Origin of the sequence: Stenotrophomonas sp. 8(2023) (genome assembly GCF_030345295.1) — a bacterium.
GTDB lineage: Bacteria > Pseudomonadota > Gammaproteobacteria > Xanthomonadales > Xanthomonadaceae > Stenotrophomonas > Stenotrophomonas muris.
The window spans coordinates 2,914,847-2,937,913 of sequence record NZ_CP128404.1 but is presented as its reverse complement, the minus strand read 5'-3'; the positions used below and the strand labels follow the sequence as shown (position 1 = coordinate 2,937,913).

Genomic DNA, 23,067 nt, shown 5'->3' with positions numbered 1-23,067 from the left:
GTCGCTGAGCTTGGCAAGGTCACCGTGGATCGTGGCCTGATGAAGCAAGATCTTTCCGATCCGCTGCATCGATGCACCTCGCTTCCCCCTTGCTTGTCAGCCGCCCACCGGGCGTTTCCAACAACAAGAGAGAGTCAAAGGGAGTTAGTGAGATGGCTGAGCGCGAGACCGGTACCGTAAAGTGGTTCAATGATGCGAAGGGCTTCGGCTTCATCAGCCGGCAGAATGGCGAGGACGTGTTCGTGCACTTCCGCGCCATCGAGACCCAGGGCTTCAAGAGCCTCAAGGAAGGCCAGACTGTGAGCTTCGAAGTCGTGCAGGGCCAGAAGGGCCTGCAGGCTGACAAGGTGCAGCCGGTGTAATACCCGCCGCCCGTCGGCATGAAAAAGGCCCGCGCAAGCGGGCCTTTTTCTTTGCCGTTGGCCCGGTGCAGGTCAGCGCAGGATGACCTTGCCATTGACGACGCGCACGTAGGTGTTCTCGCGGATGCCGCCGAGATCGCGCTGGTTGACCACGATGGTGCGGCCATCATCCATGCGCACGCTGATGTCATAGGTATCGCTGGTGACGTTCTTCTGGATCTGGTTGCCGGCCAGGGCACCACCGACCGCGCCTGCGGCGGCGGCGATGTTCTTGTTGCCACGGCTGCCACCGGTGTGGTCGGAGATTTCATGGCCGGCCACGGCGCCGACGATGCCGCCGAGGATCGCGCCGGTCGCGCTGGGCGCGGTGCGGCCCGAGGGCACGGTGTTGATGCGGGTGACGATGCCACAGTCAGCGCAACGGCCCTGGTTGTAGCCGCCATTGTTGCCGTAGCCGCCGTTGTTGTAGCCGTTGTTGTAACCACCGCCGCTGTAACCGGGCGAGGTGGCACAGCCAGCCAGCGCGAGGGTAGCGATGGCGCTGGCGGCGATGAGCTGGATCTTCATGGGGCGTCTCCTGGCCGTGAAGGCGGGTGGGTTGGGTGGTACTGCGTCGTGCAGCAGGGTGGACGAATCCTCTCCTTTCGAACGTGAACAACGCGCCAACCGTGTGCGTGCTGCCCGGCTGCAGGATGAATGCGGCTCAGCGGAAATCCTGGTGGCAGGCGCGGCAGTCCGCCTGCAGTGTTTCCACCAGCTGGGCGAGGGCCCTGCAGTCGCCGGGGGGTGAGGCCAGCGCCGTGTTGAGGTTGCCGCGCAGCTGGCTGGCGTGCTGCTGGAACTGCGCACTGTCCTTCAGCCCGGGAAACGCCTGGTCCAGGTCATTGGACAGCAGGCGCAGCACCTGCAGCCGCGGCACGCTGTCAGCCAGGCTGCAGCGGTTCTGCAGCTGGGCCTGCTGCAGCAGCTGTGACTGCCGCTGCATCACCTGCATCAGGCTGCCCGGGAACGGATCGCGACGCGCCTGCAGGGCGCGGCCGACCATTACCGTGGCGATCAGGCCGATCAGCAGGCCCAGGCAGAGCACGAACAGGTAGCGATGGGCGCTGGACAGGCGGCGGGGCGGGCTGGCATTCATGCGGGCACTCCGGGCGTGCAACGGTGGGTTCGACGCCGGCGTACTGCGGGCGCCAGCACCTGCACGTTAAAATAGCCCGATGAACGAACAGGTCAAACAACGCTTCGCCGGCATCGAACGGCTGTACGGCGTGGGTGCACTCGAGCGCCTGCAGGGCAGCCGCGTGGCGGTGGTCGGCATGGGCGGCGTCGGCTCGTGGGTGGTGGAGGCGCTGGCCCGTTCGGCCGTCGGCCACCTGACCCTGATCGATGCCGACGATATCTGCGTGTCCAACACCAACCGGCAGCTGCCGGCGATGGAAGGCAACTACGGCCGCAACAAGGCCGAGGCGATGGCCGAGCGTTGCCGTGCGATCAATCCGGACATCGGGGTCGACGCGGTGCAGGCATTCCTGACCGTGTCCAACATGGCCGAGCTGCTGGACCGGGGGTTCGATCTGGTGATCGATGCCTGCGACAGCTTCCGGGTCAAGGTCGAGACGATCGCATGGTGCCGCCGCCGCAAGCTGCCGTTGCTGACCGTCGGTGCCGCCGGTGGCCGTACCGATCCGACCCTGGTGCGCATCCGCGATGTCTCTCGCACCGAGCACGACGCCATGCTGGCGCTGATCCGCAAGAAGCTGCGCAGCGAATTCAACTTCCCGAAGAACGCCAAGCGCTATTTCGGCGTACCGGCGGTGTATTCGCTGGAGAATGTGAAGTACCCGCAGGCCGATGGCAGCGTCTGCGGCATCCGTCCGAACCTGGGCGCCGATGCGGCGTTGAAGCTGGACTGTGGTGCCGGCCTGGGCGCGGCAAGCCACATCACCGGCGCGTTCGCCTTCGCGGCGGTTGGCAAGGCGCTGGAGATGCTGCTGGAGCCGAAGACGGTGAAGGTGGATGCGGTCGAGGCCAGCGAGGTGTGATGGATCGTGCCGGCCAGCGGCCGGCACCTACCCGTTACATTGCCGGCAGCGCGAACAATCGCCGCGCATTCTCCGTCGTGGCCTGGGCCACGGCTTCCAGCTCCATCCCGCGCAGTGCGGCCACGTGCCGGGCAATGGTCGCCAGCCGCGCTGGCTCGTTGCGCTGGCCGCGGATGCCGGCGTCGGGCTGGTCGGGCGCGTCGGTTTCCAGCAGCAACTGTTCCAGCGGCATCTCGCGCACCAGCCGCTGCAGCCGTTGCGCGCGATCGTAGGTCAGTGGGCCACCGAGGCCGAGCAGGAAGCCCTGCCTGTGCAGTTGCGCGGCCTGTTCCGGGCTGCCGGAAAAGCTGTGCACCACGCCGCGCAGGCCGCCGACGCGGCGGATGGCGGCGATCACCGCATCCACCGCGCGTCGCGCGTGCACGATCACCGGCAACTCGAATTCGCGGGCCAGTTCCAGCTGGCCGATGAAATACGCCTGCTGGGCGTCGGCGTCCAGCCCTTCGACAAAGAAGTCCAGGCCGCATTCGCCGATCGCACAGGGGCGTTCGCGCTCGATCCACTCGCGCAGCAGTGGCAGGTGCCCGGGCTGGTGATCGGCCAGGAACATCGGATGCAGGCCGTAGGCCGGGTACAGCCCCGGCGCCTGCTGGCAGACCTCACGCAGCTTCGGCCAGCTGGCCGCGGTCACCGCCGGTACCACCTGCTGGCGCACCCCCGCGGCCTGCGCACGCTCGATCACCGCAGCGCGGTCACGGTCGAACCCGCTGGCATCCAGATGGCAGTGGCTGTCAACCAGGATGCTCAACGCTGTTCCAGCGGCGGAGGTGTTGCGGCGTTGCGGCTCTTCCAGTTGGCCAGCAGCAGCGTGCCGAAGCCCAGCACCAGCTCATCGACGAACGGGATCGGGTCCGGGATGAACAAGGTCAGCACGAACAGGCCGGCGGTGAGCTTGAACAGGGTGGGGTAGCGCAGCCGGCGGGCCCATTGCAGTACCGGCATCAGCATCGGGTTGGCCATGGCGGGGAGCCTCGTGGGGAATGTGCAAACGCTACCACGGGCCCAGCATTTCCCGATGCTGAATGGGTTATCGGAATGAGCAGGAAATGTGGAGATTCCGTTCAGGCAGCGCATGCTGCAATCTGCCCCGAGAACGTTGCGGATGGTCCGCAAGGAGCAGGTCATGAAAAGCACAACTACAACTGTCCTGGTCGCAGCGGGCGCGCTGCTGGTCGGTGGCATCGCCACCGCCGCCTTCATGAAGAGTGGTGACAAGTCGCCCGATTCCATCAGCGCCGGAACCCCCAATGGTGAATCGCGCCTCGTTGAAGGTAACGCTTCTGACGACGGCGCACGTGGTGACAAGCTGGACCCGTCCGCGCCGCGCGGGCTTGAATATGCCGATGTGCTGAAGGTTGACCCGATCACCGAGAAGCAGAAGGCCTACGCCACCGTGATCGGCACCGATCCAGTGCGCGAGACCTCCACCACCCAGACCCCGCACGAGGTCTGCCAGGACGTGACGGTGCAGGAACGCCTGCCGGAACGTGATGGCAACGTCGGCGGCACCGTGGTCGGCGCTGTGGTCGGTGGCCTGCTCGGCAACCAGGTCGGTGGCGGCAACGGCAAGAAGGCCGCGACCGCCGCCGGTGCCGTGGCCGGCGGCTTCATCGGCAACCAGATCGACAAGCGCCATGTGGGTGGCCGTGTGGTCAACCGCACCGAGCGCCAGTGCCACACCGAGACCGCCACCTCCGAGTCGAGCCGCGTCACCGGCTACAACGTGACCTATCGCAATGAGGACGGCACCACCGGCACCATGCGCATGGCCAGCAAGCCGGGCAACCGCATTGCCATGGGTACCAACGACGTGGTGAAGGGTTACAACGTGACCTACCGCTATGACGGCGCGGAGAAGACCGTGCGCATGGACAACAAGCCGGCCAGCGATCGCCTGCCGGTGGTCGATGGCCAGCTGGTCACGCAGACCGCTGCCGCCGGTGCCACTGCCGCAGCCACGCGCCAGTAATCCCGGCGCAGCATGCAGTACCTGACGGGCCGGCTCATGCCGGCCCGTTTCATTGCGACCGGCGATATTCATCCGCGCAGGGAAGCCATCCTCCATCATGGGTGCCCCCTTCGACATGGAGCCGGCATGAGCATCTTCGACCTGCGCATCGAAACCGAGCGGCTGATCCTGCGCCCGCTGCTTCGCGAGGACTACGAGCCGTACCTGGCGTTCTGCGCCGACGAGGCCACGATGCGTACCCTGGGCGGCGTGCAGCCACCCTCGGTGGCCTGGCGCGGTTTCTGCAGCCTGGCTGGCGCTTGGCAGCTGTTCGGCTTCTCGATGTTCAGCGTGATCGAGAAATCCAGCGGCGACTGGATCGGGCGGATGGGACCGTGGCAGCCGCAGGACTGGCCGGGTACCGAGGTTGGTTGGGGCATCCGTCATGCCAGCTGGGGCCGGGGCTATGCGCCGGAGGCGGCGGTCGCGGCGATCGACTGGGCGTTCGATACGCTGGGCTGGGCTGAGGTGATCCATACCATCGCCGAGGACAACGACAACTCGCGGGCCGTGGCACGCAAGCTGGGAAGCACCCTGCTGCGCATGGGGGAGTTGCCAGCGCCATACAACGACAAGCCCATGCAGATCTGGGGCCAGTCGCGCGAACAGTGGCGGCAACGCGCGCGCTGAGCGTGGCTTGGTAGTGCCGGCCGCTGGTCGGCAATCGCTTGGATCCAGCTGCATCGAGGATGCCGGCCAGCGGCCGGCACTACCGTGTAGTCATGCTGCACCCGCGCTTGGCATTCACTGGCGTGCTTGCCAGACTGCACGCAGCCGGCCGCCGGCCGGATCCGAGGGAGCAGGCAATGGTGGAAGAGCGCGTCCCGTTGACGGTGCACGGCATGTCGGTGTCAGGCAATTGCCACAAGGTCCGCCTGCTGCTGGAGCAGCTCGGCAGCCGCTACCGCTGGGTGGAAGTGGACAGTGCCCACGGCCAGACCCACACCCCCGAGTTCCTCGCGCTCAATCCCAATGCCAAGGTGCCGTTGATCGTCCGCGACGATGGCCGCGTGCTGACCGAGTCCAATGCGATCCTTTTCTGGCTGGCCGAAGGCACGCCCTACCTGCCCACCGATGGCTGGGAGCGCGCGCAGGCACTGAGCTGGATGTTCTTCGAGCAGTACACGCACGAGCCGTGCGTAGCGGTCGCGCGCTTCATCCGCGGCTGGACCCCGCCTGGGTCGCCGCGCCGCGCCGAACTGCCACGCCTGCACGAGCGCGCCGCCACTGCACTGGCGGTGATGGAGCAGCACCTGCGTGATGCGCAATGGTTCACCGGCAGTGGGTACGGCATCGCCGACATCGCGCTGTTCGCCTACACCGACGTCGCAGGCGAGGGTGGAATCAGCCTGCAGCCGTTCCCGGAAGTTCGCGCCTGGTTGCAGCGCGTGCGCGGGCAGCCGCGCTTCCTGCCGATGCCGGCGGTGACCGCCGAGGTGCGCGCCCGCTTCGAGGCGGCATGACTCTCACCAAGGTGATCCCCCACAGGGTAGCGCCTGGCCAACCCCGGGCGGAATGCAACAACGACACGGAGGGTGTTCGATGTTCGCTGTGGTTCCAGATCCGATTCCCGCACGCATGCGCGTGCTCAACCGCGCCGACGTGTGCGACGCCAATTTCCTCGACGCGGTGCGTGGCTGGCGCGGTACCCCGCGCCCGCGCCCGGCGCCGGATGCGCCGATCCTGCCGGGCAGCACGCTTACCGCCGCCGCGTTTGGCGAGCTGTTCGATTCGCAGCTGGCCAGCCGCCAGCTGGACTTGATGGCGCGCGTGCTGCGCGTGCAGAACAAGGTCTTCTACACCATCGGTTCATCCGGCCACGAAGGCAATGCGCTGCTGGCGCGGGCCTGCCGGCATACGGATCCAGCATTCCTGCACTATCGCTCCGGTGCCTTCATGGCCGAGCGCTCACGCCAGGTGCCGGGGATCGACCCGCTGCGCGATGCCGCGCTGTCCTTTGCTGCCAGCGCCGATGACCCGGCCAGCGGGGGGCGGCACAAGGTGTGGGGCAGCAAACCGTTGTGGGTGCTGCCGCAGACCTCGACCATCGCCTCGCATCTGCCGAAAGCGCTGGGCACCGCGCTGGCCCTCGAAAGCGGCAAGCGGCTGGGCCACGAACTGCCGATTCCGGCCGACAGCATCGTACTGTGCTCGTTCGGCGACGCCTCTGCCAACCATGCCACCGCGCAGACCGCGTTCAACACCGCGATGTGGTCGGCCTACCAGAAGCTGCCGGCACCGGTCCTGTTCGTCTGCGAGGACAATGGCCTGGGCATCTCGGTGAAAACGCCTGAAGGCTGGATTGCCGAACGCTTCAGCGGTCAGCCCGGGCTGGACTATTTCTACGCCGATGGCCTCGACCTGGCCACCGGCCATGCGCAGGTGCAGGCGGCGGTGGAGCACTGCCGGCGTACGCGGCGGCCGACCTTCCTGCATCTGCGCACCACGCGCCTGATGGGGCACGCCGGCACCGACTTCGAGGTGGAATGGCGCGCGTTGCCGGAGCTGTGCGCGGCCGAGGCGCAGGATCCGCTGCTGCGCTCGGCACAGATCGCGATGGAATCGGGCTGGATGGATGCGGCCGCCATCGAGGTGGCCTACGAGACGATGCGCGCGCGCTGCATGGCCGCCGCCGCCGATGCCGAAGGACGGCCGAAGCTGCAGTCGCTGCGGGAAGTGATGGAGCCGCTTGCGCCCTATACGCCGGCTGCGGTGCAGGCCGAAGCACGGCGCGAGGTGCCCGCCGGAACGCGTGAAGCGCTGTATGGCGGTGCGGAGGCGTTGCCCGAACGGCAGGCGCCACGCCACCTCGCGATCCAGATCAACCATGCCCTGCAGGAACTGCTGGCGAAGTATCCGCAGAGCCTGCTGTTCGGTGAGGACGTCGCACAGAAGGGCGGTGTCTACACCGTCACCAAGGATCTGCTGCGCCGCTTCGGCCCACGCCGGGTGTTCAACACCCTGCTGGACGAGACCATGATCCTGGGCATGGCTCAGGGCCTGGCCAACCTGGGCATGCTGCCGATTCCGGAGATCCAGTACCTGGCCTATCTGCACAACGCCATCGACCAGGTGCGCGGCGAAGCGTGTTCGCTGCAGTTCTTCTCCAACGACCAGTACCGCAACCCGATGCTGGTGCGGGTGGCCGGGCTGGGGTACCAGAAGGGCTTCGGTGGCCACTTCCACAACGACAACTCGATCACCGCGTTGCGCGACATCCCGGGGCTGGTGGTGGGCTGCCCGTCGCGCGGCGACGATGCGGTGATGATGCTGCGCACGCTGGCCGCACTGGCGCGGGTGGATGGGCGCGTGGCGGTGTTCCTGGAGCCGATCGCGTTGTACATGAGCAAGGACCTGCACGAAGCCGGCGATGGCCAGTGGCTGTTCGACTTCCCCGCACAGGGCCAGTCGCTGGTGCCGGGGGAGGGCCGGGTCTATGCGCCGGAGGCCGGCGACCTGGTGATCTATACCTATGGCAACGGCGTGCCGATGGCATTGCGCGCATCGCGGGCGATCGAGCAGCAGCTGGGCTGGCAGGTGCGGGTGGTCGACCTGCGCTGGCTGGTACCGCTGGACGCCGGCTTCATCACTGCCCAGGCCGCCAGCGCACGGCGGGTGCTGGTGCTGGATGAAGGCCGCCACAGCGGCGGGGTGGGCGAGGGCGTGGTCACCGCGCTGGTCGAGGCCGGGTTCGGCCATCTGCCGTTGCGCCGGGTCTGTGGTGCCGACACCTACACGCCACTGGCGGGGGCAGCAATGTTCGGGCTTCCAAGCGACAATGCGGTGATTGGCGCCGCCCTCGACCTGGCGCAGGAACCCTGATGCATGTGTGGATTGGCGGGAATGTTGTTGCCGGCGCCGCTGGCGTCGGCCGAGGCGCTGCAGGCGCAGGCCCTGTCCATGGGCCAGGCGCTGCACCACCGCGGGCCCGATGATGGCGGCAGCTGGGTCGATGCCGAGGCGGGCATCGCGCTGGCGCATCGCCGCCTGAGCATCCTCGACCTGTCCCCGCTGGGCCACCAGCCGATGGCCTCGGCCGACGGCCGCTACGTGATGGCCTACAACGGCGAGGTCTACAACTTCGCCGCCCTGCGCGAGGAACTGGAGCCGCTGGGGCATGCCTTCCGCGGCCATTCCGACACCGAAGTACTGCTGGCGGCGATCCTGCAATGGGGCGTGGAAGACACCCTGCAGCGCTGCAACGGCATGTTCGCCATCGCGCTGTGGGACCGCCAGGAGCGTTGCCTGTGGCTGGCCCGCGACCGCGTCGGCAAGAAGCCGCTGTACTACGGCTGGGCCGGCGACACGCTGGTGTTCGGTTCGGAACTGAAGGCGCTCTGGCAGCACCCGGCGTTCGACAACGACATCGACCGCGATGCGCTTACCTTGCTGCTGCGGCTGGATTACATCCCGGCGCCGCACAGCATCCACCAGCGCTGCTACAAGCTGATGCCGGGCCGGGTGTTGCGCCTGGACGCGGCGGCCGTCGCTGCCGGCGCATCCGCGCATCGTCCGGAACAGGCACAGCGGCCGTACTGGGATGCGCGCGCGCGCATGCAGGCGGCGCTGGCCGCACCCTTCCAGGGCCGCATCGAGGACGCCGAGGAACAGCTGGACACGCTGCTGCGCGACGCGGTGGCGCTACGCATGGTGGCCGACGTGCCGGTCGGCGTATTCCTGTCCGGTGGCACCGATTCCTCACTGGTGGCGTCGCTGATGCAGGCCCAGAGCGGGCAGCCGGTGCACAGCTTCAGCATCGGCTTCACCGATTCGGGACATGACGAGGCGCCGCTGGCCCGGGAGCTGGCGGCCCACCTGGGCTGTGACCATACCGAGTTGTACGTCAGCGGCGCCGACGCGCTGGCGGTGGTGCCGCAGTTGCCGGCGATGTTCGATGAGCCTTTTGCCGACGCGTCGCAGGTGCCGACCGCGCTGGTCGCCCGGCTGGCGCGGCAGGGCGTGACCGTGGCGCTGTCTGGTGACGGTGGCGATGAGCTGTTCTTCGGCTATACCCGGTATGTACGCGCGCTGCGCAACTGGCAGATGCTCGGCCGCGTGCCGGGGCCGCTGCGGCGCTGGATGGGCGCGCGTGCGCAGCAGCAGGGCGAAGCCTCGCGCACCGGCGGCCTGGCCGCGCTGCTGGCCGAGACCGGTGCGCGTGGCATCGGCGACGTCTACCGCAACCGCATCTCGCGCTGGCGCGACCCGGCCGCGGCGGTGACCGGCGCGCGGGCCGCCGGCAGCTTCTACGACCTGGCCGATCCGCTGCACGGCGCGGGTACGCCGGCCGACGCGATGATGCTGGCCGATTTCGTGACCTACCTGCCGGACGATCTGTTGTGCAAGGTCGACCGCACCTCGATGGCGGTCAGCCTGGAGGCGCGCGCACCGCTGCTGGACTGGCGGGTGGCCGAGTTCGCCTGGTCGCTGCCGCTGGGCTTCAAGCGCAGCGAGACCACCAGCAAGGTGCTGCTCAAGCGCGTGCTGGGCCGTTACGTGCCGCATTCGATGGTGCACCGTCCCAAGCGCGGTTTCGGCGCGCCGGTCAGTGACTGGCTGAAAGGCGACCTGCGGCCCTGGGCCGAGGACCTGCTGCAGCCGGCGCGGCTGGAGCGTGAGGGCGTGCTGTCGGCGGCGGCGGTGCAGCCGCTGTGGCAGCAGTTCCTGGGAGGGCAGCGCAAGTGGCATACCCATCTGTGGAACGTGCTGATGTTCCAGGCCTGGCAGGCGCATTGGCGGCAGGTGCGCGCAGCCATTGTGGGCGGCTGATCTTCACCGGCCTGCACGGGCCCGGCGACTAGGCTGGGCCTCCCGCACCATGAGGAGTATGTCCCGATGTCCGTCCCCACCATCGCCGTGTTCGTCGGCAGCCTGCGCAAGGACTCGTGCAACCGCAAGCTGGCCCATGCGCTGGAGAAGATCGCCGGTGATCGCGCACGCTTCCAGTACGTGCAGATCGGCGACCTGCCGTTGTATGACCAGGACTTCGACGCGCAGTACCCGGCGCAGGGTACCCGGCTGAAGGACCAGGTGCGCGCCGCCGACGCGGTGCTGTTCGTCACCCCCGAATACAACCGGTCGGTACCGGGCGTGCTCAAGAACGCCATCGATATCGGCTCGCGTCCCTACGGTGACAGTGCGTTTGCCGGCAAGCCGGCGGCGGTGATCGGCGCCTCCATCGGCCAGATCGGTACCGCCGTGGCCCAGCAGCACCTGCGCAACACCTTGGCCTTCCTGGATATGCATGTGCTTGGGCAGCCCGAGGCGTTCATCCACTTCAAGGAGGGCCTGATCGATGCCGACGGCACGATCCACAACGAGGGCACGCAGAAGTTCCTGCAGGGCTACGTGGACCGGTTCCTGGCGCTGATCGCGGTGCACGTCAAGGGCGATTGACGCCTGCGGGGTCGGAGTTCCCTGCGTCGCAGAGGGATCCGACCCCAACCACGCCCCGGGGTCGGATCCTGACGCGCAGCGACGGGCTCCGACCCGTGGCGCCTGATCTGCGATAATGCTCCGCTCGGGTGCCGCAATGGCGCCTGTCGCAGGCAGTGCGACGCCCCCACGCCAGTCTGGCCAGGCGCCGGCGGATATCCCCCGTTTCTCCACGGCTTATCCACAGGCTTGTCCATGGTCGCCGGGGTCGGCGCATGCCTACACTCGTCTGGCCCACTTTTGCAGGAAACACCGCAGCATGTCCGCTCGTCCCGGCTTCCGTTCCAACCGCAGAGAGCGCGGTGATGGCTTCGATCGCGATCGCGACGAGTCGCGCATCGACCAGTTGCGGGTACCGCCGCATTCGGTGGAAGCCGAGCAGGCGGTGCTGGGGGGGCTGATGCTGGCGCCCGAAGCGTATGACCGGGTCAATGACCAGCTGACCGAAGGCGACTTCTACCGTCGCGACCACCAGATGATCTATCGGGCGATCCGCGAGCTCTCCGAGCGCGAGCGTCCGTTCGATGCGGTGACCCTGGGCGAGTGGTTCGAGTCGCAGGGCAAGATGGAACTGGTGGGCGACGGCGCCTACCTGATCGAACTGGCCAGTACCACGCCGTCGGCTGCCAACATCGTGGCCTACGCCGAGATCGTGCGTGACAAGGCAGTGTTGCGCCAGCTGATCCAGGTGGGCACCGACATCGTCAACGACGGTTTCCAGCCCGAAGGCCGCGACAGCAGCGAGCTGCTGGCCTCGGCGGAAAAGAGCGTGTTCGCCATTGCCGAACAGGGCGCACGTGGTCGCACCGATTTCGTGGCCATGCCCGGTGCGCTGAAGGATGCATTCGAGGAGCTGCGCAACCGCTTCGAGAACGGCGGCAACATCACCGGCCTGCCGACCGGGTACACCGATTTCGATGCGATGACCGCCGGCCTGCAGCCGACCGATCTGATCATCCTCGCGGCGCGCCCGGCCATGGGCAAGACCACCTTCGCGCTGAACATCGCCGAGTACGCGGCGATCAAGTCGAAGAAGGGCGTGGCGGTGTTCTCGATGGAAATGTCGGCATCGCAGCTGGCGATGCGCCTGATTTCCTCCAATGGCCGCATCAACGCGCAGCGCCTGCGTACCGGCCAGCTGGAAGACGAGGACTGGAGCCGCGTCACCAGCGCGATCAAGATGCTGAAGGAAACCAAGATCTTCATCGACGATACGCCGGGCGTGTCGCCGGAAGTGCTGCGCTCCAAGTGCCGCCGCCTCAAGCGCGAGCATGACCTCGGCCTGATCGTGATCGACTACCTGCAGCTGATGAGCGTGCCCGGCAACAGCGAAAACCGCGCGACCGAAATCTCGGAGATCTCGCGTTCGTTGAAGGGCCTGGCCAAGGAATTGAATGTGCCGGTGATCGCGCTGTCACAGCTCAACCGCTCGCTGGAAACGCGTACCGACAAGCGCCCGGTGATGGCCGACCTTCGCGAGTCGGGCGCAATCGAGCAGGACGCGGACATGATCGTGTTCATCTACCGCGACGACTACTACAACAAGGAAAACTCGCCGGACAAGGGCCTGGCCGAGATCATCATCGGCAAGCACCGTGGTGGCCCGACCGGCTCGTGCAAGCTGAAGTTCTTCGGCGAGTACACCCGCTTCGACAACCTGGCCCACGATTCGGTCGGCTCGTTCGAATAACGGCCATGCCGGCCGCTGGCCGGCAATCGCTTTCCGGACAGTAAACCATTCGGAACGCAAGGATTCCGCATGTGGCGTGTAAATGACATGTAACGCGCCGCTTCTACGATTCCGCCGCTGCTGCTCTTCGACGCCGCCCTTCGGCGTCCAGCGTGCCCAAGGAATCCGCCTCCATGTCGTCCCACGCTCCGCTTCGCCGCAATCTGCTGGCCCTGCTGGTCTGTGCTTCGCTGCCGTCGCTCGCTGCCGCTGAAACCGCCCCCGCCCCCGACGCACCGTCGGCGACCACCCTCGATTCGATCTCGGTGATCGGCCGCGGTGAAGCCCGCCAGGTGCAGCGCGTGACCGCCGAGGACATGAAGATCCTGCCGCCCGGTGCGAACCCACTGAAGCTGCTGGCCAGCAAGCCGGGCGTTCACTTCGAGTCGGCCGATGCCACCGGCGCCTACGAATGGTCCACCACCATCAGCCTGCGTGGCTTCAACCAGAGCCGCCTGGGCTACACGCTCGATGGCATCCCGCTGGGCAACATGGCCTATGGCAACAGCAACGGCCTGCACATCAGCCGTGCCGTGATCAGCGAGAACCTGGGCGGAGCCGAAGTGTCCACCGGCATCGGCGCGCTGGGTACGCCGTCCACCAGCAACCTCGGTGGCGTGTTCCAGTTCTATTCGATCGATCCGTCCACCGAGTACGGCGTGGTGCTGGCGCAGGGCTTCGGCAGCGACAGCGCGCGGCGCAGCTATGCGCGCCTGGAGACCGGTGAGCACCAGGGCTTTGCGGCCTATCTGTCCGGCGTGTACTCCGAAGGCGACAAGTGGAAGGGCAAGGGCTCGCAGGAGCTGAAACAGTTCAACGGCAAGGCCACCTACAATTTCGGAACGGACAGCAGGATCACCGCGCTGTTCAACGCCTCGCGCCGCGTCGAGGCGGACTACCAGGACCTGTCGCTGGAGATGATCGATCGCCTTGGCTGGGACTGGGACAACTACGCGCCGGACTGGGATCGTGCCGTCGCCGCCGCGCGCGGCAGGTTCACGGGCGGCGTCAACAGCCCCTGGGATGCGTACTACTCCGGCCACGGCCTGCGCAACGATGACCTGTCCAGCATCGCCGGCGATTTCGGCCTGAACGAGTCGATGCGGCTGAAGGTCAACGTCTACAACCACAGCAACCGTGGCCAGGGCCACTGGTTCAGCCCGTCCAATCCGTCCAACCCGGGCACCGGTCGCGAGATTCCGATCTCGATCCGCACCACCGAGTACGCGATCGACCGTACCGGCGTGACCTCGGCGTTCACCTGGAACGTCGGCGGCCACGACCTGGAAGCCGGCCTCTGGTACGAGGACAACGGCCACAGCGTGCAGCGCAACTTCTACTACATCGACGGCCCGGTCACCGACGACTTCTTCCTGCGCAACCCGGACCAGCGCGTGTGGCACCAGCGCTACACCACCATTACCCGCCAGTTCTACGTGCAGGACCGCTTCCGCCTGTTCGATGACCGCCTGACCATCGACGTCGGCGCCAAGTCACCGCACACCCGCACCCGCGTGCGCACGCCGCTGGGCAGCTATGCCAGCAACAGCAGCCTGACCTCGAAGAAGGGCCTGCTGCCTCAGGCGGGATTCAACTTCAAGCTCAACGAAGGCAACGAGATCTTCGGTTCGTTCGCCAGGAACATCGCCGCCTACGCGTTGGGTGTGGGCAGCCCGTTCAACGTGCCGCAGGCGGCGTTCGATGCCAGCGCGCAGGACCTGAAGCCGGAACAGTCACGCACCCTGGAACTGGGCTGGCGCGGCTACGGGAAGGGCTATGAAGCCTCGGTTGCGGTGTACGACGTCAAGTTCGACAACCGCGTGCTGGCGATCGCCCAGTGCGTGGGCATCCTCGGCTGCCCGGCGCTGTTCTCCAACGTCGGTTCGGTGACCAGCCGCGGCGCCGAGGCGACACTGCAGCTGAAGCCGATGCAGGACCTGGCCTGGTCCAACGCGCTGTCCTGGAATGACAGCACCTACGACAACGACTACGTGAACAATGGCGTGGTGCCGACCCGCGGCAAGAAGACCGTCGACACCCCCGAATGGATGTTCGCCAGCACCCTGGCCTGGGCCCCGGGCCCGTGGGACATGCGCCTGTCGGCCAACCACGTCGGCAAGCGCTACGTGACCTATACCAACGACGAGTCGGTGCCGAGCTACTGGCTGGTCAATGCCTCCGTGGCCTATGACTTCGGCGCGCTGGGCCCGGCGCAGAACCTGACCGTGGCGCTGAACCTGACCAACCTGACGGACAAGCGCTACCTGTCCTCGATCAACACCAACGGCACCTACGCCGCCGACCCGACCCGCAGCCTGGCGACCATGCAGGTCGGCGCGCCGCGCCAGGTGATGGCCACCGCCACCGTGCGCTTCTGATGCGCGGGCCTGTGGATCCGGAACGCCGTCGTCGCCTGCTGCGCATGGCGTGGCAGGGCACGGGGGCGGCGATCGCGCTGGCGGCGATGCCGGGGCTGGCCACGGCTGGCCCACGGCCGCGGCTGGGGCGTGATCCGTTCACCCTTGGTGTCGCCGCCGGTGATCCGGATCCACAGGGGGCCGTGTTGTGGACGCGGCTGGCGCCGGACCCGCTCAACGGCGGCGGCATGCCGTCGCGGGCGGTGCCGGTGCGCTGGTTCGTGGCCGAAGACGCCGGCATGCGCCGGCTGGTACAGCGGGGTACTGCAGCCGCGGTGCCGGAGCTGGCCCATTCGGTGCACGTGGAGGTCAATGGCCTGCGCCCGGGCCGCGACTACTACTACCGCTTCGCCTGCGATGGCGATGAGGAAAGCGCGGTCGGCCACTTCCGCACCGCGTCGCTACCGGACACGCAGCTGCAGCAGCTGCGGCTGGCCCTGTGCACCTGCCAGGCCTGGAACAGTGGCTACTATCCGGTGCTGCGCGATATCGCACGGAGCGATGTCGACCTCGTGCTGCATGCCGGCGACTACCTGTATGAATACAGCCCGCTGCAGAACGTGCGTGGCACCATGCTGGACGCGGCGCGTTTCAGTGGCGAGACGGTGAGCCTGGAGCGCTACCGTGACCAGTACGCGCTGTACAAGCTCGACCCGGATCTGCAGGCGGCCCATGCCGCACACGCCTTCGCGGTGATCTGGGACGATCACGAGGTGCAGAACGACTACTCGGGCATCCATCCGGAGAAGCCCGGCGTGTCGATCGAGGACTTCATCGTTCGCCGCGCGGTGGCCTACCGTGCGTTCTACGAACACCTGCCGATGCGCAGCACGCCTGCGGGCAATGGCGGCCTGCGCGTGCACCGGCGCCTGCGTTACGGCGATCTGGCACAGCTGACCCTGCTCGACTGCCGCCAGTTCCGCCCGGCCAATCCCTGCGGTGTGGGCGAGTCACCGCGCTGCGAAGCGGCGCTGGATCCGCGCATGAGCATGCTCGGCACGGGGCAGGAAGCGTGGTTCACGCAGTCGATGGCCGCCGCGCAGGGCACGCGCTGGAACGTGGTGGTGCAGCAGCTGCTTATGTCGCAGCTGCGGCTGGACGGCGGCACGCCACGCGAGCGCTTCTGGAACGACGCCTGGGATGGCTATCCCGCCGCACGCAGGCGTCTGCTGCAGGCGATGCAGGCAGGCGGGCAGGGCAACGCCATCGTGCTGGGCGGCGACTGGCATTCCACCTTCGTCAACGACCTGAAGCTGGATTTCGACGCGGCCAGTGCGCCGGTCGTGGCCACCGAATTCATCGCCCCGGCGATCAGCAGTGGCGGCGACGACACGCCGTACGGGCCGTACTACGGGCCGTCGATTCCGCAGAACCCGCATATCCGCTATTTCGACGGCGACCGCCGCGGCTGGTGGGAGCTGCAGCTGAACCGGCAGACCGTGGACGCCGAGCTCCGCTTCGCCGACAGCGTGCTGCGCCCCGATGCCGCAGTGCGTACCGCGGCGCGATTCCAGGTGGTCCACGGCCGACCGGGGGCGGTGCAGCTCCTGTAGAGCCGAGCCCACGCTCGGCTGTCGCGCGCAGCGCGGGTTTTCTGTGATCTCAACGAAGAGCAGCCGAGCGTGGGCTCGGCTCTACAACGACGGCCCTGCACCGGATTTCATCGCCCCCAGCCCGGTTTCGTCGCAAACCGTTTGCCGGCGGCGAGGGCGGGGCGCCAAGGTGTCCGCAGGCGGCAGGGTGCCGCCCCAAGGAGACCGTGATGAAGACCCTGTTCGCGCTCGGTGTGTGGTGCCTGCTGTTCGTGCTGTGCTGGCCGCTGGCGATCCTCGCCCTGATCGTCTGGCCGTTCGTGTGGCTGCTGAGCCTGCCGTTCCGCCTGATCGGCATCACCTTCTCGGCGTTGTTCGCCTTCCTGCGCGCGCTGTTCATGCTGCCGGCGCGGTTGCTTGGCGGCCGGGCGGTTCCCGCATGAGGAGGGTGCTGCTGGCCGGTCTGGTTCTGTTGCCAGGCCCGGTGCTGGCCGCACCCCCGGCACCCCCGTCGGCGTGGCTGGAGCGCGAGCAGAGCGCTGCGGCTGACGAAGCCAATGCAGCGGCGGTCCCTGCGCCGAAAGCCGAGGCGCGCTGCCGGGTGGTCAAGCAATGGAAGGCCGGCGATACGGTGGTACAGCACAGGGTCTGTGAGGATCCACCGAAGAAGCCGGCTGGAAAGGTGTAGCGCCGGGCCCATGCTCGGCGGCCTTTGCAGGGCAGCCGAGCGTGGGCTCGGCGCTACAGGGAAACGGGCAACAAAAAAACCCGCCGAGGCGGGGTTTTTCGTCTGCAGGTGAGTGCCGACCAACGGTCGGCACCTACCATGATGCCGATCAGTTCGCCTTGTGGATGGCGCGCTTGCTGACCGCCATCGCCGCGTCGTGGACCACTTCCGACAGCGACGGGTGGGCGTGGCAGATGCGGGCCAGGTCATCGGCCGAACCGCTGAACTCCATGGTCAGCACGCCTTCGTGCACCAGCTCGGAGACGTTGGCGCCGACCAGGTGCATGCCGAGGATGCGATCGGTTTCGGCATGGGCCAGGATCTTCACGAAGCCTGCCGGCTCGATCATCGCCACGGCACGGCCGTTGGCGGCGAACGGGAAGCTGCCGGCCTTGTACGGAATGCCTTCGGCCTTCAGCTGCGCTTCGGTCTTGCCGACCCAGGCCAGTTCCGGTTCGGTGTAGATGACCCACGGGATGGTGTCGAAGTTGACGTGGCCCGGCAGGCCGGCGATCAGCTCAGCCACCGCGATGCCTTCCTCGAAGCCCTTGTGCGCCAGCATCGGGCCGCGCACGCAGTCGCCGACTGCCCACACACCGTTGACGCCGGTGTGGCAGTGCGCATCGACTTCGATCTGGCCGCGCTCGTTGATCTTGACGCCGGTGCCTTCGGCCAGCAGGCCCTTGGTGGCGGCGCGACGGCCAACGGCCACCAGCAGCTTGTCCACGGTCAGGGTCTTTTCGCCTTCCGCGTCGGTGTAGGTGACGATGACTTCCTTCTTCTTGCCCTTGCCGGTGATCTCGGTCTTGGAGACCTTGGCATTGAGCTTGATGTCCAGGCCCTGCTTCTTGAATTCCTTGGCAGCCGCCTTGGCCACTTCCGCATCGGCAGCCGCCAGGAACTCCGGCATGGCTTCCAGGATGGTGACTTCAGCGCCCAGGCGCTTCCACACGCTGCCCAGTTCCAGGCCGATCACGCCAGCGCCGATCACGGCCAGGCGGTTCGGCACTTCGGTGAAGTCCAGGCCGCCAACGTTGTCGACGATGGTCTCGCCGTCGAACTTGGCGAACGGCAGTTCGATCGAATCCGAACCGGCCGCGATGATGACGTTGGTGCCCTTCAGCTCGACGATGGAACCGTCATGCTGGGTGACCTTGACCACGTTGCCCGGCTGCAGTTCACCGAAGCCGTAGTAGGCGGCGACCTTGTTGGCCTTGAACAGCATGCCGATGCCGCCGGTGAACTGCTTGACGATCTTGTCCTTGCGGCCAACCATCGCCTCGACGTCGATCTTGGCATCCTTGAAGCTGATGCCGTGGTCGCCAAAGATGTGGCCCATGTTCCAGAACTGGCGCGAGGAATCCAGCAGCGCCTTGGACGGGATGCAGCCCACGCGCAGGCAGGTGCCGCCGAGGGCCGGCTTGCCGTCCTTGCCCAGCGCTGCATCGATGCAGGCGGTCTTCAGGCCCAGCTGGGCCGCGCGGATGGCAGCGTGGTAACCGGCCGGGCCGGCACCGATGACGACGACGTCGAATTGTTCAGCCATTGAATTATTCCTTGATGCATTACCAGAACCCCTCCGCGCAGGCGCGGAGGGGCGGGAGGTGTCTTACAGGCCGAACAGCATGCGGCCCGGGTTTTCCAGCTGGTTCTTGATGTCCACCAGGAACTGCACCGAGTCCTTGCCGTCGATGATGCGGTGGTCGTAGGACAGCGCCAGGTACATCATCGGCGCGATCACGACCTGGCCGTTCTGGGCGATCGGACGCTCCTTGATGGCGTGCATGCCCAGGATGGCGCTCTGCGGCGGGTTGATGATCGGGGTCGACAGCAGCGAACCGAAGGTGCCGCCGTTGGTCACGGTGAAGGTGCCGCCCTGCAGTTCTTCCAGGCCCAGCTTGCCGTCACGGGCCTTCTTGGCGTAGTCGGCGATGGTCTTCTCGATGTCGGCGAACGACATGCGCTCGACGTTGCGCAGCACCGGCGTGACCAGGCCCTTCTCGGTCGAGACGGCGATCGAGATGTCCGAGTAGCCGTGATAGATGATGTCGTCGCCGTCGATCGAGGCGTTGACCAGCGGGAAGCGCTGCAGCGCGTTGGCGGCGGCCTTCACGAAGAAGCTCATGAAGCCCAGCTTGATGCCGTGTGCCTTGACGAACTCGTCCTGCAGTTCCTTGCGCGCCGCCGACACCTTGGACAGGTCGACTTCGTTGAAGGTGGTCAGCATCGCGGTGGAGTTCTTCGACTCCATCAGGCGCTCGGCGATGCGCTTGCGGATGCGGGTCATCGGCACGCGCTCTTCCGGGCGTGCGCCACCGGCCTTGCCGGCGCCGCCGTTGCGGGCGAAATTGACGATGTCTTCCTTGGTGACCGCGCCGCGACGGCCGGTGCCGTCGACATCGGCCGGGTTCACGCCTTCAGTGATGGCGGTGAAGCGGGCGCCCGGCGGCAGCGCATCGGCGGCCGACTTGGCGGCCGGGGCCGGCGCAGCGGCAGCGGCCGGAGCCGGAGCGGCGGCGGCCGGAGCAGCGGCCGGAGCGGCCTCGGCGGTCGGTGCCGGAGCAGCTGCAACGGCGCCTTCCTCGATGATCGCCACGACCTGGCTGGAGGTCACGGTCGAGCCTTCGGCGAACTTGATTTCCTTCAGCACGCCGTCGACCGGCGACGGCACTTCCAGGACGACCTTGTCGGTTTCCAGGTCAAGCAGGTTTTCGTCGCGCTTGACAGCGTCGCCCACCTTCTTGTGCCAGGTGGCGATGGTGCCGTCGGCGACGGATTCGGGCAGTACCGGGGCTTTGACTTCGGTGGCCATTGCGGGAGCTTCCTGGTTTGTCTTCTAAATAGGGGGAGGATTATTCAGCGAACGTGTCGTTGAACGGGTTGACCAGTGCGTCGGCGATCAGCTGCTGCTGCTCGCGGACGTGGTCAGCCATGTGACCGGCAGCCGGCGAGGCCGAACGTGCGCGACCGGCGTAGTGCAGGTTCTGGCCATCGGCCAGGCAGAACTGCAGGTGGTGGCGGATCTGGTACCACGCGCCCTGGTTCTGCGGTTCTTCCTGCGTCCACACCACGTCGGTGGCCTTGGCGTACTTCTTCAGTTCGGCCGCCAGCAGCGCACGCGGGAACGGATACAGCTGCTCCACGCGGATGATCGCCACGTCGTCCTGGCCACGCTTGATCTGGTCCTCCAGCAGGTCGTAATAGACCTTGCCCGAGCACAGCACCACGCGCTTGACCTTCTTGGCGTCTGCGTTGGCGTCGCCGATCAGGTGCTGGAACTCGCCGTTGGCCAGCTCGTCCAGGGTCGACACGGCCAGCTTGTGGCGCAGCAGCGACTTCGGCGACATCACCACCAGCGGCTTGCGGGTGGTCATGTGCAGCTGGCGACGCAGCATGTGGAAGGCCTGGGCCGGGGTCGACGGCACGACCACCAGCATGTTCTCCAGCGCGCACAGCTGCAGGAAGCGCTCCAGGCGCGCCGAGCTGTGTTCCGGGCCTTGCCCTTCATAGCCATGCGGCAGCAGCAGGGTCAGGCCGGAAATGCGGCCCCACTTGGCTTCACCGGCGGCGATGAACTGGTCGATCACCACCTGGGCACCGTTGGCGAAGTCGCCGAACTGGCCTTCCCAGATGCACAGCGTGTTCGGATCGGTGGTGGAGAAGCCGTACTCGTAGGCCATCACCGCTTCTTCGCTCAGCAGCGAATCGATGACGGTGGCCTTCTCCGGCGAATCCACCAGCTGCCGCAGCGGCATGTAGTAGTTGTCGGTCTTCTGGTCGTGCAGGATCGCGTGGCGATGCGTGAACGTACCGCGGCCCACGTCCTGGCCGACCAGGCGCAGTGCATGGCCTTCGTCGAGCAGGGTGGCGTAGGCCAGGTTCTCGGCAAAGCCCCAGTCGCCCGGGATCTCGCCGGCGGCCATCTTGCGGCGGTCGTCATAGACCTTGGCCACGCGCGAGTGCAGCTGCACTTCATCGGGAATGGTGTTGATCAGCTTGGCCAGCTCGACCAGCTTGTTCTTCTCGACCTTGGTCGAGACCGGGTCGGACAGCTTGCCTTCCAGCAGCTTCGGCCAATCGACGAACAGCGGGCTGCTCGGCGGGGTCTTCTCGACCTTGGCCAGCTCGGTGGTCACTTCACCGGCGTCCAGCTTCTCGCGGTAGGCATCGACCATCGCCTTGCCGGCGCCGGCGGCGATCACGCCCGCCTTTTCCAGCTGCTCGGCGTACATCTCGCGGGTGGTCGGGTGCTTGCGGATCACCTGGTACATCAGCGGCTGGGTGATCGCCGGTTCGTCGGCCTCGTTGTGGCCCCAGCGGCGGTAGCACATCAGGTCGATGACCACGTCCTTGGCGAACGTCTGGCGGAATTCGAAGGCCAGCTGTGCGGCGAACACCACTGCTTCCGGGTCATCGCCGTTCACGTGCAGCACCGGCGCGGCGATCATCTTCGCCACGTCGGTGGCATAGCGCGTGGAACGCGTATCCAGCGGGTTGGAGGTGGTGAAGCCGACCTGGTTGTTGACCACGATGTGCACGGTGCCGCCGACGGCGAAGCCGCGGGCCTGTGACATCTGGAACAGTTCCATGACCACGCCCTGGCCGGAGAAGGCCGCGTCGCCGTGGATCAGGATCGGCATGACCTGCTTGCGCGCGGTGTCCTTGCGGCGCTCCTGGCGCGAACGCACGGAACCGGCCACGACCGGGTCGGCGATTTCCAGGTGCGACGGGTTGAACGCCAGCGCCAGGTGCACCGGGCCGCCATCGGTGGCGACGTCGGCGGAGAAGCCCATGTGGTACTTCACGTCGCCGGCCGAGGCGTGCTCGTCGTGCTCGAACTTGCCTTCGAACTCGTCGAACAGCTTGCGCGGGTTCTTGCCCAGGGTGTTGACCAGCACGTTCAGGCGGCCACGGTGGGCCATGCCGATCACCACATCCTTGACGCCATCCTTGCCGGCGTTGCGGATGATGGTGTCCATCATCGGGATCAGCGAATCGCCGCCTTCCAGCGAGAACCGCTTCTGGCCGACGTACTTGGTGTGCAGGTAGCGCTCCAGGCCTTCGGCCGCAGTCAGGCGCTCCAGGGTGCGGCGCTGGGTGTCAGCGTCCAGCTGGTAGTTGCCACCGGCCGCTTCCAGCTTCTTGTAGATCCACTGGCGCTGCTCGACCTCGGAGATGTGCATGAACTCCGCACCGATCGAGCCGGTGTAGGTCGCCTTCAGGCGTGCCAGCAGGTCGCGCAGCTTCATGCGCGGCTGGCCGCCGACGCCGCCGGTGCTGAACTCGCTGTTGAGGTCGGCATCGGACAGGCTGTGGAACGGCAGGCCCAGATCCGGGGTGTTGACCGGTGCGGCCAGGCCCAGCGGATCGAGGCGGGCGTCCAGGTGGCCGCGCGAACGGTAGGCGGTGATCAGACGACCGACATTGCGCTCGCGCTCGTCGCCTGCACCGTTACCGGTACCGGCCTTCAGCGCATCCTTGGCCGCGTCCGCAATGTGGGAGATGACGGCCGAGTGCGGAATGTCACCTGCTTCGCGGCCCTTGAAGCCGTCGAAGTAGGTTTTCCATTTGGGATCGACACTATCCGGGGAGACCAGGTACTGCTCGTACAGGTCCTCGACATAGGAGGCGTTGCCGCCGGCGAGTTGCGAAGATTGCGCAAACTGCTTCAGTTGATTGTCCACGATGGAGGGTGTTGATTCGCTTTGTGGGGTATGGCTTCAGAAGGACCCGGCAGGAAGATGAATAGCCCTGC

At 66.9% G+C, this 23,067-nt stretch carries 20 protein-coding genes; 13 read left to right on the top strand and 7 right to left on the bottom strand.

Annotation, left to right across the window (positions count from 1 at the left end; genetic code table 11):
- The first annotated feature begins 152 nt into the window (after nt 1–152).
- Nucleotides 153–362, top strand: coding sequence for a cold-shock protein (locus tag QP609_RS13790; protein ID WP_014647720.1), 210 nt, complete (start codon nt 153–155; stop codon nt 360–362).
- 72 nt (nt 363–434) lie between these two features.
- On the opposite strand, the gene QP609_RS13785 is transcribed toward QP609_RS13790, so the two are convergent.
- Nucleotides 435–929 carry a glycine zipper 2TM domain-containing protein gene (locus QP609_RS13785; RefSeq protein ID WP_005417545.1) on the bottom strand — a complete coding sequence of 165 codons (495 nt, stop codon included), beginning with the start codon at nt 927–929 and terminating at the stop codon, nt 435–437.
- Between the two features lie 136 nt (nt 930–1,065).
- Entirely contained in the window at nt 1,066–1,500 is a 435-nt protein-coding gene (locus QP609_RS13780) for a cytochrome c (RefSeq protein WP_014647719.1), read from the bottom strand.
- Between the two features lie 79 nt (nt 1,501–1,579).
- Here QP609_RS13780 and QP609_RS13775 point away from each other — a divergent pair, with 79 nt between their 5' ends.
- On the top strand, nt 1,580–2,404 hold the full coding sequence (locus tag QP609_RS13775; protein ID WP_197621482.1) for a tRNA threonylcarbamoyladenosine dehydratase: 825 nt from the start codon (nt 1,580–1,582) through the stop codon (nt 2,402–2,404).
- A 34-nt stretch (nt 2,405–2,438) separates the two neighbouring features.
- Here QP609_RS13775 and QP609_RS13770 read toward each other — a convergent pair whose 3' ends face one another.
- Both QP609_RS13770 and QP609_RS13765 read right to left on the bottom strand, forming a co-directional pair.
- Nucleotides 2,439–3,212 (bottom strand): TatD family hydrolase, encoded by a 774-nt coding sequence (locus QP609_RS13770; RefSeq protein WP_046431615.1) that lies wholly within the window; start codon nt 3,210–3,212, stop codon nt 2,439–2,441.
- Entirely contained in the window at nt 3,209–3,424 is a 216-nt protein-coding gene (locus tag QP609_RS13765; protein WP_180835891.1) for a DUF6116 family protein, read from the bottom strand. The genes QP609_RS13770 and QP609_RS13765 overlap by 4 nt, the downstream gene beginning before the upstream one ends.
- A gap of 163 nt (nt 3,425–3,587) precedes the next feature.
- On the opposite strand from QP609_RS13765, the gene QP609_RS13760 reads away from it, so the two are divergent.
- The 11 genes from QP609_RS13760 to QP609_RS13710 all read left to right on the top strand — a co-directional run bounded on the left by QP609_RS13760 (nt 3,588) and on the right by QP609_RS13710 (nt 17,273).
- Nucleotides 3,588–4,433 carry a glycine zipper 2TM domain-containing protein gene (locus tag QP609_RS13760; RefSeq protein ID WP_046431690.1) on the top strand — a complete coding sequence of 282 codons (846 nt, stop codon included), beginning with the start codon at nt 3,588–3,590 and terminating at the stop codon, nt 4,431–4,433.
- A 126-nt stretch (nt 4,434–4,559) separates the two neighbouring features.
- On the top strand, nt 4,560–5,102 hold the full coding sequence (locus QP609_RS13755; protein WP_053495598.1) for a GNAT family N-acetyltransferase: 543 nt from the start codon (nt 4,560–4,562) through the stop codon (nt 5,100–5,102).
- Nucleotides 5,103–5,278: 176 nt separating this feature from the next.
- The gene (locus QP609_RS13750; protein WP_111206015.1) at nt 5,279–5,935 is read left to right on the top strand and encodes a glutathione S-transferase family protein; all 657 of its coding nucleotides are present in this window, start codon (nt 5,279–5,281) and stop codon (nt 5,933–5,935) included.
- Between the two features lie 79 nt (nt 5,936–6,014).
- Nucleotides 6,015–8,294, top strand: coding sequence for a thiamine pyrophosphate-dependent enzyme (locus QP609_RS13745; protein ID WP_075076672.1), 2,280 nt, complete (start codon nt 6,015–6,017; stop codon nt 8,292–8,294).
- Between the two features lie 3 nt (nt 8,295–8,297).
- Nucleotides 8,298–10,241: an asparagine synthase (glutamine-hydrolyzing) gene (asnB, locus tag QP609_RS13740; RefSeq protein WP_197621483.1), complete on the top strand. Its 1,944-nt coding sequence runs from the start codon at nt 8,298–8,300 to the stop codon at nt 10,239–10,241.
- A 66-nt stretch (nt 10,242–10,307) separates the two neighbouring features.
- The gene (locus tag QP609_RS13735; RefSeq protein WP_014647710.1) at nt 10,308–10,868 is read left to right on the top strand and encodes an NAD(P)H-dependent oxidoreductase; all 561 of its coding nucleotides are present in this window, start codon (nt 10,308–10,310) and stop codon (nt 10,866–10,868) included.
- A gap of 298 nt (nt 10,869–11,166) precedes the next feature.
- Entirely contained in the window at nt 11,167–12,597 is a 1,431-nt protein-coding gene (locus tag QP609_RS13730) for a replicative DNA helicase (protein WP_014647708.1), read from the top strand.
- Between the two features lie 173 nt (nt 12,598–12,770).
- Nucleotides 12,771–15,014: a TonB-dependent receptor gene (locus QP609_RS13725; protein WP_197621484.1), complete on the top strand. Its 2,244-nt coding sequence runs from the start codon at nt 12,771–12,773 to the stop codon at nt 15,012–15,014.
- Nucleotides 15,014–16,606, top strand: coding sequence for an alkaline phosphatase D family protein (locus QP609_RS13720; RefSeq protein WP_197621485.1), 1,593 nt, complete (start codon nt 15,014–15,016; stop codon nt 16,604–16,606). The genes QP609_RS13725 and QP609_RS13720 overlap by 1 nt, the downstream gene beginning before the upstream one ends.
- A 209-nt stretch (nt 16,607–16,815) precedes the next feature.
- Nucleotides 16,816–17,028, top strand: a complete 213-nt coding sequence (locus QP609_RS13715; RefSeq protein ID WP_197621486.1) for a hypothetical protein — start codon at nt 16,816–16,818, stop codon at nt 17,026–17,028.
- Entirely contained in the window at nt 17,025–17,273 is a 249-nt protein-coding gene (locus QP609_RS13710) for a hypothetical protein (RefSeq protein WP_032958904.1), read from the top strand. The genes QP609_RS13715 and QP609_RS13710 overlap by 4 nt, the downstream gene beginning before the upstream one ends.
- A 148-nt stretch (nt 17,274–17,421) precedes the next feature.
- Here QP609_RS13710 and lpdA read toward each other — a convergent pair whose 3' ends face one another.
- The 3 genes from lpdA to QP609_RS13695 all read right to left on the bottom strand — a co-directional run bounded on the left by lpdA (nt 17,422) and on the right by QP609_RS13695 (nt 22,996).
- On the bottom strand, nt 17,422–18,858 hold the full coding sequence (gene lpdA / locus QP609_RS13705) for a dihydrolipoyl dehydrogenase (protein ID WP_014647703.1): 1,437 nt from the start codon (nt 18,856–18,858) through the stop codon (nt 17,422–17,424).
- A 63-nt stretch (nt 18,859–18,921) separates the two neighbouring features.
- The gene (gene sucB / locus QP609_RS13700) at nt 18,922–20,124 is read right to left on the bottom strand and encodes a dihydrolipoyllysine-residue succinyltransferase (RefSeq protein ID WP_014647702.1); all 1,203 of its coding nucleotides are present in this window, start codon (nt 20,122–20,124) and stop codon (nt 18,922–18,924) included.
- A 40-nt stretch (nt 20,125–20,164) separates the two neighbouring features.
- Nucleotides 20,165–22,996, bottom strand: coding sequence for a 2-oxoglutarate dehydrogenase E1 component (locus tag QP609_RS13695; protein WP_197621487.1), 2,832 nt, complete (start codon nt 22,994–22,996; stop codon nt 20,165–20,167).
- Nucleotides 22,997–23,067 lie beyond the last annotated feature (71 nt).